This is a genomic window from Acidimicrobiales bacterium (assembly GCA_030747595.1).
GTDB lineage: Bacteria > Actinomycetota > Acidimicrobiia > Acidimicrobiales > MedAcidi-G1 > UBA9410.
On record JASLKK010000001.1, the window covers coordinates 82,626 to 98,533 of the forward strand.

Annotated in this window: 11 protein-coding genes; 8 read left to right on the top strand and 3 right to left on the bottom strand. The window is 67.0% G+C overall.

Going from position 1 to position 15,908, the window contains the following annotated elements:
- Positions 1–28: 28 nt before the first annotated feature.
- On the bottom strand, positions 29–3,430 hold the full coding sequence (locus tag QF777_00355; protein MDP6909999.1) for a UvrD-helicase domain-containing protein: 3,402 nt from the start codon (positions 3,428–3,430) through the stop codon (positions 29–31).
- Positions 3,427–6,612, bottom strand: coding sequence for a PD-(D/E)XK nuclease family protein (locus tag QF777_00360; GenBank protein MDP6910000.1), 3,186 nt, complete (start codon positions 6,610–6,612; stop codon positions 3,427–3,429). Before QF777_00360 ends, QF777_00355 begins: the two co-directional genes overlap by 4 nt.
- 134 nt (positions 6,613–6,746) lie before the next feature.
- On the opposite strand from QF777_00360, the gene QF777_00365 reads away from it, so the two are divergent.
- Both QF777_00365 and QF777_00370 read left to right on the top strand, forming a co-directional pair.
- Positions 6,747–8,312, top strand: coding sequence for an acyl-CoA synthetase (locus QF777_00365; protein ID MDP6910001.1), 1,566 nt, complete (start codon positions 6,747–6,749; stop codon positions 8,310–8,312).
- A gap of 37 nt (positions 8,313–8,349) precedes the next feature.
- On the top strand, positions 8,350–9,210 hold the full coding sequence (locus QF777_00370) for a phytanoyl-CoA dioxygenase family protein (GenBank protein MDP6910002.1): 861 nt from the start codon (positions 8,350–8,352) through the stop codon (positions 9,208–9,210).
- Between the two features lie 12 nt (positions 9,211–9,222).
- On the opposite strand, the gene QF777_00375 is transcribed toward QF777_00370, so the two are convergent.
- Complete coding sequence (locus QF777_00375; GenBank protein MDP6910003.1) at positions 9,223–10,527, bottom strand: inositol-3-phosphate synthase; 1,305 nt, start codon at positions 10,525–10,527, stop codon at positions 9,223–9,225.
- Positions 10,528–10,606: 79 nt separating this feature from the next.
- On the opposite strand from QF777_00375, the gene QF777_00380 reads away from it, so the two are divergent.
- The 6 genes from QF777_00380 to atpB all read left to right on the top strand — a co-directional run bounded on the left by QF777_00380 (position 10,607) and on the right by atpB (position 15,813).
- Complete coding sequence (locus QF777_00380) at positions 10,607–11,482, top strand: LysR family transcriptional regulator (protein ID MDP6910004.1); 876 nt, start codon at positions 10,607–10,609, stop codon at positions 11,480–11,482.
- 178 nt (positions 11,483–11,660) lie between these two features.
- Positions 11,661–12,902, top strand: a complete 1,242-nt coding sequence (glyA, locus tag QF777_00385) for a serine hydroxymethyltransferase (GenBank protein ID MDP6910005.1) — start codon at positions 11,661–11,663, stop codon at positions 12,900–12,902.
- 93 nt (positions 12,903–12,995) lie between these two features.
- On the top strand, positions 12,996–14,153 hold the full coding sequence (locus QF777_00390) for an MraY family glycosyltransferase (protein MDP6910006.1): 1,158 nt from the start codon (positions 12,996–12,998) through the stop codon (positions 14,151–14,153).
- A gap of 161 nt (positions 14,154–14,314) precedes the next feature.
- On the top strand, positions 14,315–14,584 hold the full coding sequence (locus QF777_00395; GenBank protein ID MDP6910007.1) for an AtpZ/AtpI family protein: 270 nt from the start codon (positions 14,315–14,317) through the stop codon (positions 14,582–14,584).
- Positions 14,581–15,021: an ATP synthase subunit I gene (locus QF777_00400; GenBank protein ID MDP6910008.1), complete on the top strand. Its 441-nt coding sequence runs from the start codon at positions 14,581–14,583 to the stop codon at positions 15,019–15,021. The genes QF777_00395 and QF777_00400 overlap by 4 nt, the downstream gene beginning before the upstream one ends.
- A gap of 24 nt (positions 15,022–15,045) precedes the next feature.
- The gene (atpB, locus tag QF777_00405; GenBank protein ID MDP6910009.1) at positions 15,046–15,813 is read left to right on the top strand and encodes a F0F1 ATP synthase subunit A; all 768 of its coding nucleotides are present in this window, start codon (positions 15,046–15,048) and stop codon (positions 15,811–15,813) included.
- Positions 15,814–15,908: the final 95 nt, after the last annotated feature.

The window sequence follows — 15,908 nt, forward strand, 5'->3', positions numbered from 1 at the left end:
ACCGGGACCTGATCGGAGTGGGATTGGGTCAGACGCCGACCAACTCGCGGGCGGTGGCACGCACCTCGAGCATCGCTCCAGCCAGGTTGGTGACGTCGACCTCCGTGGTGCCGTCGGTGGCCAGGAAGCAGAGCACGACCCGCCGGACCGGAAGGCCGGTCGACCGCTCGGCGGCCAGAGCGTAGGTGGCGCCCTGCAAGCGGTATCGCTCGGCTTTGGCAGCCAGGGCGTCGGCGTCAGCCACCGCGTCGGTCTTGTAGTCGACGATGACGAGGCCGGGACCCTCAGGGCCGTCATCGAGGACGGCCAGGTCGATGTAGCCCTCGATCACCGGGGCATCGGGGTCGTCGTCGACTGGCGCGGCCACGTAGAGCTCGCGCCAGTGGCGAGCCCCGGCAGCCAACCGGACCACGTCGGCGGTCAGACCGGAGCGGACCAGGGCGTCTACGGTTCGCAGATCCCCGAGGACCCCTTCGGCGACGGACCGTTCCCGGACCACCGATGTGGGATCGGTGGTGTCGAAGTCGAGGAGCTCTAGGGCTCCGTGCACGGCCCGTCCGATGCCGGTTCCGTGGCGTCCCACCTCACCTGGCCGGGCCCGGTCTTCGTCGTGGTTCGCTGTGGCCTGTTCAGTGGCCTGTTCAGTGGCCAGGGTGGCGACATGTCCGGCGATAGCGGTGGCCGACACCGTGCTGGGTCGTCCGGCGCGATCCAGGGCGTGGTCGTGCTCTGTGAGCCACGTCTGGCGATCGGGGAGGGCGCGGCCCGAGGGGACAGCCCTGCCGGGAAGTGCGCCGGTGGTGGAGGATAGGTCGGAGCCGTGGGCGTCACCGCCGGCGCCTTCGAGCGCCCTGGCGAGGAGGCGTCCCGGCCCGGGCCGACCGGGCTTTTCGTCATCGATGTCTGTGGCCCGGTAAACCGACACGATGAGGTGGTCTCGGGCCCGAGTGGTGGCCACATATAGGAGTCGGATGGCCTCGGCATCCTGAAACCGGCGGTCGACAGCGTGGGTGGCCTGAAATCCGGGCGTCTCGACACCTTCCCGGATGCCGATCTCGATGGACCGGTCGGGGTCGATGAGTAGTTGAACCCCCCGGTCGGATCTCGCGTTGGCAGTCGACATGCCTGAGAGGATGGTGATGGGGAACTCCAGGCCCTTGGCGCCATGGATGGTCAGGATCCGGACGGCGGCATCGTCGATTTCGGAGAGGACGGTTTCGGCGACCCGGCCCTTCTCGTCGGCTTGGGCGAGACACCAGTCAACGAAACCGCGCAACGAGCTCCCGCCGGCCTCTGCGAAGGCCCGGGCGCGGTCAGACAGGAGGCGGACCCGGCGCCAGACGTCGCGGGGCCGGGTCTCCCCAAAGGCCACCTGCAGTACACGGCGCTCGTCGACTAGGCGTTCCAGAATCCCGGATGGTCCAAGGAGGTGGCGGCATCGGTGCATCTGGCCCAGCCAGACGAGACCGGAGGCCACGAGCTCGACCGACTGGTCGCCTTCCGGCTGGTCGGACTGGTGGTTCCAGGAACCGCCATGGTGCACCCGCCAGCGGGCGAGGTCGTCGTCTCCGCAGCCGAAATGGGACGTGCGGAGTGCCGCCACGACGGCCAGGTCATCAGTGGGGTCGTCGATGGCCCGCATCACCATTAGCAGGTCCCGGACCTGAGGCGTGGCGAAGAGCAGGGAGCTGGATTCGGCCCGATAGGGGATGCCGGCGGCTTCCAGCGAAATCTCCAGGTCGGGCAGTGAAGTTCGTGTGGGGAGGAGGATGGCGACGTCACCGAAGCCACATGGGCGCTGGTGGCCGGCACGGTCCTCGACCGTCCATCCCTCGACCACAGCGGTGGTGATGGCGTCGGCCACGGCATCGGCTTCGAGTTTCCGTAGACCGGCGGCATCGATGTCGTCGCCTTGGGCGTCCCTTCCGAGAACGGTCACTGCTGGCCCGACTGTCGCCGCTGGGCGACAGCCGACCAGCGGGGTGTACCCGGGCTGTACCAGTTCGGCTCGCACCGGCTCGTCCTCCGGCGCGGGGCCGTCGGACGATGGGCCGGGTCCGATGAGCTGGCCGAAGATGGCATTGATCCAGTCGATGATCGGCACGGTGGTTCGGAAGTTCTCGGTCAGCGACACGGCGGAGGCGTCCAGCGAGCGCCTGGCCAGCAGGTAGAGGGAGATGTCGGCCCGCCGGAACCGGTAAATGGACTGCTTGGGGTCACCGACCAGGAACAGGGATCCCGATACGGGGGAGAAGCCATCGAGCTCAGCGTCGGGTGCAGCGTCGGGATCGGTCAGCAACAGGGCCAACTTGAGCTGTACGGGGTCGGTGTCCTGGAATTCATCGAGCAGGACGTACCGGTAACGCTCGTGCAGTGTGGTCCGGACTGCCGGCCCCGAGGCGGGATCGGACAGCAGATCGTGGGCGATGACCAGTAGGTCGTGGAAGGTCAGAGAGCCCGATCGACGGCGTTCGTCGGCCGCCCGGAGGGTGGCGTCAACCAACTCGACGAGGATTCGAGCGAGCACGCCGCCGGCTGTCGATCGTACGATCTCATCCCAGAGGTCGCGGGCCTCGTATGCGAACTCCCGGATGGTGTCCTTGTCGTCACCCCAGTCACCCTTGCGGCCCGAATTGCCGACATTGAGTGACTTTCGGAAGTCGCCGGTGGAGAGGATCCGAACCATGTCGATCTCGTCGACGGCACCGGTCAGGGCGTCCCGGGCGACACGGATCCCGGCCAGGCGACGTCGGAGGTTGTCATCCTCGTCGAGGTCGTGGTGATCGAGGACTGTGGCCTGATCCATGAGGTTGATGATGGCCGTGACGTTCACTGGCGGGGGTTCGGCTGGTGAGGTCAGGGGATCGAGGAGGTCCCAGCGGTCATCTAGTTCGCGGGCCAGGTCTCGAAGGTGGGAGGGGTGGACGCCGAGGGCGTCGGCCAGGAGGATGGTCCGGGCGAGTGCATCGTCACCGAGGAGGGTGCGTTGGAGGTCATCCCACCGGTCGTCGAAGCCGAGTTGGCTCGAGACTTCGTCCAGCAGCTCGAATCCTGTCGGTAGGCCGGCCTCGAGCGGATGCTCGGTCAGGAGGCGCCGGGCGAAGCCGTGGAGTGTGGACAACGAGGCGAGGTCGACATCGGCGAGGGCGGCTTCGGCATGCTGGCGACGGATGGGGTCAGCGTCGTGGCGGGACACGTCCTCGAGTCCGCGGCGGAAGCGGTCGCCGAGCTCGGCGGCCGCCCGTTCGGTGAATGTGATGGCGGCGATCTTCTCGACGGCGACACCCTCGTCGACCACGAGGGCAATCATCCGCCCGACCAGTGCTGTTGTCTTGCCCGTCCCGGCACCCGCCTCCACGAAAAGGTTTTCGTTAAGCGAGTGGCCGATCCGGTCGCGATCAGCCTGGTCGCCGGGTGTTGAGCCGGTCATCGGTCGACCTCCTCCTCTTGGTCCACATGTTCGGTTTCGTGGTCGTCTTCAGGGGTCTCCGTCCCGGCATCGAGAAAGTTGGTGGTGATGTGATCCTCGTGGAGGGCCAGCACCGGATGGTTGGCCTTGCGGGCCCGGGCGGAGCGGACGCGTCGAGCATCGAGGCCGTCGGGGGAGCAGTGAAGACACCGGTGGGCTTCCGGCCGGTCGCTTTCTGGTGGGTGGTGCGGGAAGGCCCCGCCCTCGATACCCCGGACGATGGAGGAGAGCACCCGTTGGAAGGCGGCGACCACCTCGTCGTCGACCTCGTATCCCAGATGATGGAAATCGTCGGCCACCTCGCCGAGGAAGGCGTAGGTGGCGTGCCTCGTGGTGCAGCCTTTGGCGGCGGCTAGCGCGTAGATGGGGAGCTGCAGGAACGATCCTCCGGGGAAGTAGTCGACGGGGATGTTCTTGTACCGGTCCGGCCGTCCGGTTTTGGCATCGACCACGACGAGGTGGTCGTCGGCGGTCAGGTCCACGCGGTCGATCGAGCCTCGGAATCGCAGGGTGCGACCGTTGGCGAGGGTGATGACGAGGGCATCCGGACCTCCGAAGCGTCGTTCGGCGGCTACGGGGCGGCTGTCGAACCTGGCCCGAAAGGCCGAGTCGAGGACCAGGAAGTCGTCAAGGTCGGCGGCCAGCCGGTCACAGATGGTGGGCCAGAACCGGGGGTGGGCGGCTTCACCCCGTGCCTCGGCGTGGGCACACTCCTCGTTCAGGAGCTCGGCGGCATGGGCTCGTTGGGCGGCGGTCCACGGATCGCCGTGTCCGGGGAGGGACCCGTTGGCGAGGCCGTCGGTCACCAGCCGGTCGAGGACCCGGTGAACGATCGAGCCACGTATCAGCGGGGAGAGGCCGGTCCGCTCCGATGGATCTTCAAGTGGCCGGACACCGAGGACGTATTCGGCGAAGAAGGCGAACGGGCAGTCCACCCACTTCTCGAGGCGGGTGGCTGACAGTTCGCCGTCGAGGACAGGGAGGGTGACGCCCGACAGGTTCCCGTCGAACCGGGTGAAGTCCTTGTCGGCTCGCTGGCCAAGGAGTTCGATTCCCCGGTCAACCACGACATCGTCACAACGGAGCTTGTCGACTGCGGGACGGCCGCCACGAATGGCGGTGGCCAGGTCGTATTCCTGAACGGTGGCGGGATCGTCACGGTCAAGGGCGTCGGTGAACGACGCCACGTGGTCGAACCAGGGTGCGACGAACAGGTCGAGGTCGTCGGATTCGGGTCGGTGGCCGGCCAATTCCTCGAACTCGGCCAGCAGTAGACGTGACATCGGTCGGTCACCGGAGCGACGCAGGTCGCCGCGAGGCTGAACGAGGACGATGCGTTCGGCGGCACCGGTGAGGGCAGCGAGGAAGGCGTGGTGCTGGCGGGCGGCATGCTCGTGGCGGGTGGGTAGGCCGGTCCGGGCGGCGGTGCGATGGTCGTCGGACAGCAACGGGTCGGCGGGAGGACGGGTCGGCATGGAACCCTCTGCGAGACCGACCACGATTACCAGGTCGGCATCGAGGCCGACGGCCTGGTCAATGCCGGTGACCTGCACGCCGATCCCGCTGCGGCCAGCTCGCCCGATGGGGCGGCCGAGTTCGGCGGCCAGAGCACCCCGAAAGCTTCGATAGGGCGGATGGGGTTCAATGTTGTCCAGTTCGGACAGGGCATCGAGGATCGCGCCCACCTCGTCCAGGGCGAGGAGTTCGTCGGCCGACCAGGACTCATGGGCGGTGGTGCCGCCGAGGTACTGGCGAAGCAGGTCGCGGACGCGTCGGCACCGGCCAGCCCAGGAGTCGTCTTCGGTGAGGCCATGGAGGGATGCGCAGAGTCGCTCCACGAAGGCCGCCAGTTGTCGGGCTCGTGTGGCCTCGGCCGACAAGCGGTCGGCCAGCCAGGTTCGGCCCTCGTCGTCGACTTCGGATACAGCTTCGGCATCGAGTTCGGCGGCCAGGTGGGCGAGGCGATCGGTCCACTCGTCAACTCCGCTGACTACTCCGGCCTGAGCGGCCAGCCGACCCCAGGCGCGTGCCGGGACCAGATCGTGGTCGGGATCCCAGAGGGGCACGTCGGCCATCAGGGCGTCGAGGTCAGTTCGGCGGATCCCCCGATCGGGAAGATCGAGGAGTCCGATCAGGAAGCGTCCGGCGATCGTCTCGTCGAGTCGGTGGACGCCGCTGGCGTGGAATTCGATGCCTGCCGCGGTGAGCCGCTCCTGGACCAGTCGGGCGTCGTCGGTGGTCGACGGGTGAACTAGGACCATGCGGTCCAGCGGCGTACCGGCCCGTGCCGCCTCGATGATCCGTCGGATGGCGTAGCGGACGGACTCATCCTGTTCTGGGGTGGATGCCACGAGGCACGCGACCCGCGATCCGGCAGGTCCCGCCTCGGGCGCGTCGACGTCGAGGGTCTCGGTCAGGGCAGCGAGGTGGGGGTTGGCCGACACCGATCCGTCCGGGCTGTCGGCATCGCCGACGATGGCGGTGAGGTGGCCTGTGGTGGCTAACGCACCTACGAGTCGGCGTTCGGAGGCGACGAGTGTGCCGGGTAGGTGGAGGACGACCGGTGGTAGGTCGACCGATCCGTCGGCGATCCGGGCGGCGGCGACGACGGCCCGTTCGTACTCATCGTGGAAGATCGGTTCGAGCCGCTCGACGAGTGCCCGGTGGAGGACGACGAGGTCGGACAACGCACCACCGATTTCCGCCAGACGGTCGAGAGCTTCGGGGTGGACTTCGCGGAGGTTGCGGTGGGCGGCCATGACGGTGCGTTCCACCGAGGGGTGGTCGGCCACCGGACTGAAAACACCGGGACGGTCGGCCAGCAGCCGTCGGGTAGCGGCCAACACCACAGCGTCACTGACGGCACGCCGGGCGGCAATATGGGGTGAACCGGCCGATATGCCACGGGCGAGGTCAAGCAGGGTGACGAAGTCGACGGCGGCGAGGCCCGTCGTGCCACCCGTCGTGTCGGCCATGACGCTGGTGGCCGCCAGTCGTCGGCGCAGCGTCACTCCAAGGGAATGGTCGGACACGATCACGGTCACTGGGGCGAGGGGGTCTCCACCCTTCGCGTCTCGGATCACGCCGGCTAGTACCGCCGTCGCGGGCTGCCCGTACCTCGTCCGCAGGATCTTTGTCGTCATCGTGAAGGGAACACTATGGACCCCCTGTGACAGCCCGAGGCCTGGCTCGGATTTAGTTCCCATCCGTGGCCACAGACCCGGTTCCCGATGCCCACTTCTCGTCGAAAGGAGCCCGGCCGATAAGTTCCGCAGCCATGAGCGATGACGCCGACCAGAACCTGCAGTACCCCGGTCGTTGGGCCGCTGAGGCTCCCGACCGTCCGGCCATCGTCATGGCGGAAACCGGTGAGACCGTGACGTTTGCCGAGTTGGATGCCGAGGCCAACCGCATCTCCCGGGTCCTTGACGGCCTGGGCATCGGGCCCGGTGATCATGTGGCGTTCTGCCTCGAGAATCGGATCGAGTTCCTAGCGCTGACCTGGGGCGCCCACTATGCCGGCTGCTACTACACGGCCATCTCGTCACGCCTGACGGCCGACGAGATCGCCTACATCGTCGACGACTGCGGAGCCCGGGCCTTCGTGACATCGCCTTACAAGGCCGACGACGTGGCCGAGATCGCCGCTGCCACCCCGAACGTCGAGGCTCGGTTCTCCATTGGCGGGCCGATCGAAGATCACGCCTGCTTCGAGGACGCGGTGGCCGCCCAGTCGGCCGACCCCCTGCCCGACCGGACCGAGGGTCAGGACATGCTCTACTCCTCGGGCACCACGGGTCGACCCAAGGGCGTGAAGTCGCCGTTGTCGGGGGCGCCGCTGGGCCAGGCCAGCTCGATCTCGGCGATGGCCGAGGCCCTGTTCGGGGCCACGCCCGGGTCGGTGTATCTGTCGCCGGCACCGCTGTACCACGCCGCTCCGCTCCGCTTCTGCCTGGGCGCCCACCGACTGGGGTGCACGGTGGTCGTCATGGAGCGATTCGACGCCGAGGGTGCACTGGCGGCCATCCAGGACCATGGCGCCACGTGGAGCCAGTGGGTGCCGACCATGTTCGTCCGGATGCTCAAGCTGCCCGACGAGGTACGGGCCGCCTACGACTTGTCGACGCTCGGTTCGGCGATCCACGCCGCGGCGCCCTGTCCGGTCGACGTGAAGCGCCGGATGATCGAGTGGTGGGGCCCGGTGCTTCACGAGTACTACGCGGGCACCGAGGGCAACGGCCTGACGTACACCAACTCGGTGGACTGGCTGGCCCATCCGGGCACGGTCGGCAAGGCCCTGCTGGGCGAGGTACTGATTCTCGACGACGACGGCAACGAGGTGCCGACCGGCCAGGAGGGTGGGGTCTACTTCCGGGGCAACTCCGACTTCGAGTACCACAACGACCCGGAGAAGACTGCCGACGCCAAACTTCGGCCCGACACCAGCACGCTGGGCGACGTGGGCCGACTCGACGAGGACGGCTACCTCTTCCTGACCGATCGCAAGGCGTACATGATCATCTCCGGGGGGGTGAACATCTACCCGCAGGAGGCCGAGAACATCCTGACCATGCACCCCGCAGTGTTTGACGTGGCCGTCATCGGCGTGCCCAACGAAGACTTCGGTGAGGAGGTCAAGGCGGTCGTCCAGCCGGTCGACTTGGCCGCCGCCGGACCGGAGCTGGCCGCCGAGCTAGTGGCCTTTTGCCGGTCCCAGCTGGCCGACGTGAAGTGCCCGCGCAGCGTGGACTTCCGTGACGAGCTGCCCCGTCACCCCACCGGGAAGCTCTACAAGCGCCTCCTCAAGGACGAGTACTGGGCAGGCCACCAGTCCCGCATCTGAACACAGAGGGCGGATCCCGGATCTAGTCTCCGCGGCGATGGAACAGGAGCCGGTCACCGACGAGCAGGTTCAAGCGTTCGCCGATGACGGCGTGGTTTGCCTTCGAGGGGCCTTCGGACCCGACTGGATCGAACCGCTTCGACGGGGTATGGACCGGGCGTTGGCCGGACCGTCTGAGCGACGCCGCATTTGGGACGCCGACGACCGGGGCGGTACGACCACCTACGACAACCAGTGTTGGCTGCATGTGCCGGAGTACCGGGACTTCGCCGAGCATTCGCCAATGGCGGAGATCGCCGGTTGGCTGCTGGGTGCCTCCGCGGTCAACTTCTTCTTCGACGCGGTGTTCGTGCGAACCGCCGGGGTCCGGTTCCGGACGCCGTTCCACCAGGACGAGCCGTACTGGTCGGTCGAGGGGTTCGACACCTGTTCGGCGTGGATGCCTCTGGTGCCGGTGGCCCGGGAGAGTGCGTTGGAGTTCGTCCGTGGTTCGCATCGCTGGGAACAGCGGTACCGACAGGAGAACTTCGGGGCTCTGACCGGCGACGACCGCGACCAGGTCCGGTACGGGGTCGCCGATGACGGACGGGTCCCTTTCCCCGACATCGAGGGGGACCGCGACGCCTACGAGATTCTGGGCTGGGACATGGAACCGGGCGACGTGGCGGTGTTCAACGCCCGGATCATCCACGGCGGCTCAGGAAACCTGGCGCCCGACCGTGAACTGAAGGTGTTCAACACCCAGTGGCTGGGCGATGACGTTCGGGTGGCCTTCCGTCCGGAGGGCATGGACCCCGACCACCGCGAGGTAATGGAGGCCGCCGGGCTGGGCCACGGCGACCGCATCACCTCCGACCTTTACCCGGAACTGTGGCGCCGGGAGCCAGCGCCGACCTGATCGCCAGCCGTATCAGCCGACCTCGGAGTGGGTGACGGGCTCTTCGCCCATCCACTCTCGCAGGGTGTTCTTCAGCTTGGTCTGCTGGATGAACAGGTCATGCTCGGGGCCGGCCTCGGTGGCGGCCTGCGGGGCCTTTAGGTAGAAGGACAGCCACTCCTGGACGCCCGACTGGCCGGCCCGGTGGGCGAGGTCCAAAAAGAGCGCCAGGTCCAGCACGATCGGTGCGGCCAGGATCGAGTCGCGGCAGAGGAAGTCGACCTTGATCTGCATTGGGTACCCCATCCATCCGAAGATGTCGATGGCGTCCCAGCCTTCCTTGTTGTCGCCACGCGGCGGGTAGTAGTTGATCCGTACGACGTGGTCGATGTTGCCGTAGAGGTCGGGGTAGGACTCGGGCTGGAGGATGGTGTCCAGCACGCCCAGCTTCGAGACCTCCTTGGTCTTGAAGTTCTCTGGGTCGTCGAGGACCTCGCCGTCCCGGTTGCCCAGGATGTTGGTGGAGTACCAGCCGCGCAGGCCGAGCATGCGGGCCTTGAAGCCGGGGGCCAGCAGCGTCTTCATGAGCGTCTGGCCGGTCTTGAAGTCCTTGCCGGCGATCGGCACGCCACGGTGGGCGGCCAGCTCGATCATGCAGGGCAGGTCGACGCTCAGGTTGGGGGCACCGTTGGCGAACGGTACGTCGCTCATGAGCGCCGCGTACACGTAGATCTGGCTGGGGGAGATGTTCTCGTCGTCGTCGCGCAGGCCGGCCTCGAAGGCCTCGACGTTGTCGTGGACCGCGCTGGCCTCCTGGTAGGCCTCGGTCGAACCACACCAGACCATGACCAGGCGGTCGCACTCGTTCTCGATCCGGAACCGCTCGATGTCGGCGATGAGGGCCTGGGCCTGGTCCCACTTGTTGGACTCGGCTTTGACGCGGGTGCCTTCGAGCTTCTTGACCCAGCGCTGGTCGAACACGGCGTCCATGGTGACGATGCCCTCCAGCTCAGCTGAGACGGGTGCGAGGTCCTTGTCCTCCAGCACGCCACAGGTGCGGGCGGCTTCGAGCACATTGGGCGAGATGGGATCCCAGCCGCCGAACACCAGGTCGTCGAGCTCAGCCAGTGGCACGAACTCCCGGATGAGGGGATTGCGATCGGCGTCGCGGTTGCCCAGTCGGATATGGGCCATCTGGCTGACCGACCCGATGGGTGCGGTGAGGCCCTGGCGGGCGGCGATGACGCCGGCGATGAAGGTGGAGGCCACGGCGCCCATTCCGGGGGTCAGGACCCCGAGGCGGCCAGTGGCGGGTGCGATGTCAAGAGGGTTGCTCATGGAAAGAAGCATAAGGAAGTAGAAATGGTTGTGCAGTATCATTCAGAAAGACTGAAGTCTCCAACAGGAACCCGCATCTGTGGACGATCCAATCCTCCCCAATCTCACCGTGCAGCAGCTGGAGTACTTGGTGGCTGCCGCCGCATCTCCCACCCGCGCCGCGGCTGCTGCTGCCCTCAGCGTCACCCCCTCGGCACTTACCCAAGGACTGGCCGAGTTGGAGCGACGGGTTGGTGTCCCCCTGTTCGAACGCCACGGCCGCCACACCCGGCTCCGACCCCAGGCCACCGAGGTGCTGGCCCACGCACGCCGTGTGGTGGCCGAGACCCGCGACCTGGCCCGATGGGCGGAGACACGGCGGACCGGGGCGGCCGGCGTTGTCCGGTTGGGCACCATCGACGCGGTGGCCGTTCACTACCGAGCCGAGGCCATCCGCCGGCACCGTCGGGCCGTCCCGGGTCTGGACCTGCGGCTAACCGTCGCCCCATCCGGTGCGCTGTTCGACGCCCTCCTGGTCGGCGACCTGGACCTGGTGGTGTGCGTGGAGCCGACCGGACCGATCGCCGGGGTAGCGATGTCGCCCTGCCTCGACGAATCGCTGTACGCCTACGCCCCGGACGGGGCCCGCGCAGGACCGCCTGAGGAGTGGGGTCCCTGGGTGACCTATCCCCGGGGTTCGCATACCCGCGAGGTGATCGCCGCAGGGTTGGCTGCCCTCGGGGCACCGTTTGCGGTGGTCGCAGAGTCGAACCAACCGGAGGTACTCCGCGAGATGGTCCGGCTGGGCATGGGCTGGGCCGTGCTGCCGGCCGCTCAGGCAGAGGCGGGAGTCGAACCGTTGGCCCGGGTACGCCGGCGACCGGTCGGGGTCCGCCATCTAGTGGTGGCCCGCCGGGCCGATGTGGCATCAGATGCGGCGGTCGACGCGTTGGCCGCCGTTCTTACCAGTGGATGACCGGTGGCCAGGGTCAGGCATCTGACCTGCGGCATCTCACCCCTAATGCGTGACGGCAGGGTTCCCTCTCCACCGGTACGCTTCGGCCACCGGATCCGCGGCGGTTGAAATCGTGGCCAACCGGTGAAAATGTCCCATTCTGCGAGACCCACCCTCGCGCCGACTTGAAGGTATGCCCATGGCCTGGCCTGTTTCTCGCGATGACGAACTCTTCGGCTACATCGACCAGGAGGTTGAGCGGCAGAACACCACGTTGCAGTTGATCGCCTCGGAGAACTTCGCGTCTCCGGCCGTACTGGAGGCCAGTGGGTCTGTCCTGACCAACAAGTACGCCGAGGGCTATCCCGGCAAGCGTTATTACGGCGGAAACGTCCACGTGGACGAGGTCGAGGACCTGGCTCGTGAACGGGTCAAGGCCCTGTTCGGCGCTGACCACGCGAACGTCCAGCCCCACTCGGGCGCTAACGCCAACATGTCGGTGTACCAGGCCCTCCTCGACCCGGGTGACACCGTCCTGGGCCTCAGCCTTGACCACGGTGGCCACCTCACCCACGGGTCGCCGGTCAATGCCAGCGGGAAACTCTACGACTTTGTGTCTTACGGGCTGACGGGCAGCGACGAGCGCATTGACATGGATCAACTCCGAGACCAGGCCCGGGCGGCCCGCCCCAAGATGATTGTGGCCGGAGCGACCGCTTACCCCCGGATCATCGAGCCGGCCCCCCTACGCGAGATCGCCGACGAGGTCGGCGCACTGCTGATGTTCGACGCCGCTCACATCGCCGGTCTAATTGCCGGCGGCGTACACCCCAACCCGGTGCCGTACTGCGACATCGTCACCTTCACCACCCACAAAACCCTCCGTGGTCCGCGTGGCGGGTGCATCCTGAGCCGCGAGGAGTACGCGGCGGCCATCGATAAGTCGGTCTTCCCCGGCTCTCAGGGTGGTCCGTTGGAACACCACATAGCGGCCAAGGCCGTGGCGTTCCGTGAAGCGGCTGACCCGTCGTTCGCCGGCTACGCCCGCCAGATCGTGGCCAATGCATCGTCGCTGGCCGCCGCCCTGGTCGGTCACGGCTTTCGTCTGGTCACCGGCGGGACCGACAACCACCTGATGGTCGTTGACCTACGGACCTTCGATGCCGAGGTGACTGGAGCGGTGGCCCAGAACACGCTGGACCGGGCGGGCATCGTCCTGAACAAGAACACCGTGCCCGATGACCCGCGTTCACCGTTTGTGACCAGTGGCGTGCGGATCGGCACCCCGTCGACCACCACCCAGGGGATGGTGGAGGCCGAGATGGCCGAGATCGCGGACCTCATGGTGCGGGCCCTTCGGGGCCGGGACGACGAAGCGGAGATCGCTGCGGTACGGGCCGATGTCAACGCCCTCTGCGCACGCTTCCCCGTCTACGTCTGAGCCGGTCGGGACCTCACCGGAACCGGACCGTGCCAATGGGTCGTTACATCAGCCGGCAAGCCGGACTGGCCGTCGGAGAGGGATCCTGACCCCGTGCCCGGGATCGTTCCCCACCTGATTGTCGGCGCGGTGGCCGCCCTGGCCACCGCCGCGGCCACGCCGGTCGTCCGTCGGTTTGCCGTCGGTTCCGGACTGGTGGTGGCGCCCGACGAGCGGAGCGTCCACACTGCGCCTACGCCGTCCCTCGGCGGACCGTCGATGCTGGGTGGGTTGCTGGCCGGCGTCCTGACGGCGTGGATAGTCGGCGACTTCTCCGAGGTGTTCGCCGCCCCGACGGAGATGCTGGGTGTGGTCTCGGCCGCCGTGGTGATCTGCGTGGTGGGAGTGATTGACGACGTCCGACCCGTCTCGCCCCCGGCCAAGGTGGCCGGCATGGTGCTGGCCGGCAGCGTCCTGTCGCTGACCGGTGTGTCCCTAGTCGTCCTGCGCATCCCGTTTCTGGACGTGGTCCTACTGTCCCCGGACCTTTCGGCGCTGCTGACAGTGGTTTGGGTGGTGCTCTTGGTCAACGCCTTGAACCTCATCGACGGCCTGGATGGGCTGGCGGCAGGGATTGTGGCCATCGCCGCTGCGACCTTCTTCCTGTACGCGCTGCGCCTGGGCGACGAGGGTCTCCTGTTTGAGGGCAACCCGGGCTCGATGCTGGCGGTCATTGTGGTGGGGATCTGTGTGGGGTTCCTGCCTCAAAACGTGCATCCGGCGCGGATCTTCATGGGCGATGGTGGGGCGCTGCTTCTGGGTCTTCTCATGGCCGCGTCGACGGTGTCGGTGGGTGGTCGGACCGAGGCGGCGTTCAGCGGCCAGTCCTTCTTCTTCTTCGCTCCGGTGTTCATCCCGGTGGTAATTCTTGGGGTGCCCTTGTTCGACCTGGCCTTTGCCGTGGTGCGTCGGGCCGCTACACCAGGCGTTCGGGTAACGGCGGCGGACAAGGACCACCTTCACCACCGTCTGCTGAGGCTGGGTCACGGCCACCGGCGTGCCGTGTTGATCCTCTGGGGCTGGAGTGCCCTGCTGTCCGGATTTGTGTTGTGGCCCACCTACTCGGGCAACGGCGACGCCATTGTCCCCATGGGCATCGGAGCCATTGGCCTCCTCCTGTTCACCGTGTTGCATCCCCGGTTCCGGTCGGCGACCGAGCCCCTCTCTGAGGAACCCGTCTCTGGAGCACCCGTACCGGGGGAACAGGTGTGACGGATTGGGCGCGCGGTGACGGGTTGTCCGCGGGGGACTTGGTGATTAGATTCACAAGCGCGTCCGGTGACTGTCGTCGTCGGACCGATCTGCACGACGACCCGTACCAGGATCGGTACGCCCGGGGGTTCGATGGGACCCGCCGGCGGAGGATTCCCCCGATGGCCAACGACGAGACGCGCGAGATGCGACAGGGATTCGGCGACGCGTTCGCCGCGGCCTTCGAACTCGCGGCCACGCCGGCCATCTTCGGTTTCCTGGGTTGGCTGCTCGACGGTCGCCTCGGCACCACCCCTATCTTCACCATTGTCTTTACTGTCGTGACGCTGGCCTACGCCTCCTACCGACTGGCCCACAGCTACGGCGAGAACCTGGAGTTGGCCCGCGCCGAGCGTCGGGCCGCCTGGCAGGCTGAGGGTCCGCTGCTGTGAACGACGCTTCCCCTGTCAACGAGCTCGAATCCATGGATCCGGCCACCGAGACTGCTATCGCCCGCGACCTGACCCGGCGGGCGATCTGGGTTGCTCCGGCCTTCCTGCTGGTCGGCTTGCTCGGCTGGGGCCTCGACGGCCTTCTGTCGTCGGCACTGGCCCTCGTGCTGGTGGCCGTCAACTTCCGTCTGGGTGCCGCGATCATCACCCGGGCCGCACAGATCTCCATTAACGCTCTGTACGGCTCCGTCCTCGGTGGCTATGTGGCCCGTCTTGCCCTGATGACTGCCGTCGTGCTGGTGGTCAAGGCCGTCGGCCTGCTTGCCACCGTGCCGTTCGCCATCACCCTGCTCGTCACCCATCTCGGCCTTCTGGCATGGGAATCCCGGCACGTCGCCATGACGCTCGCCGCTCCCGGCCTGAAGCCCACCAAGTAGATCCCCACAGGAGAAGCGCTCCACGTGAACGTGCTCGCACTCGACTTCCCGCCGGTCAGCCATCTCTTCGAGTGGCCTGACATCCTCTTCAGCGGGACCGCCTACGCCATCAATAAGACGGTGTTGATCTATCTGGCAGCCGTGGTGATCACCGCGGCCATCTTCCTGCTGGCCGGCCGCAAGACTGGTTCGCTGGTTCCGGCCGGCATTCAGCACGTCGCCGAGTCCGGTGTGACCTTCATCGAGGAGTCGGTGGTCATGGAGACCATCGGCGAGGAGGGCAAGAAGTTCATGCCCTTCCTGACCACGATGTTCTTCTTCATCCTCTTTTCGAACATCTTCGAAGTGATTCCGGGCATTCAGTTCCCGGCCAACAGCCGGATGGCCATCCCCATCACGCTGGCGCTCGTCGTGTGGGTCATCTACAACGTTGTGGGCATCCGCTCTCAGGGCCTCGGCGGCTACCTGAAGAACTCGCTTTTCCCCCCGGGCGTGCCCGTGGCCCTGTACCTGATCGTGACGCCCATCGAGCTGGTGTCGACCTTCGTCGTGCGGCCCTTCTCGCTTGCCATCCGGCTCTGGGCCAACATGGTTGCCGGCCACCTCCTGCTGGTCACCTTCGCCGTGCTGACCCATACCCTCTGGTCGTCCACCTACGTCGGCGCCGTGGCCCCCTTCGCCATGCTGACCATGATGACCGGCTTCGAGATTCTGGTGTCGGTCCTGCAGGCTTTCATCTTCACGATCCTGACCGCCGTGTACATCGGCGGCTCCCTCCATCCCGCACACTGAGTCGAATCCGGTTCGGGCACAACTGATCGCCGTCCACCATCTGGTGGGCACGAAAATCCCTATCAACAACACAAGTCTCCGGACGGAAACACCGG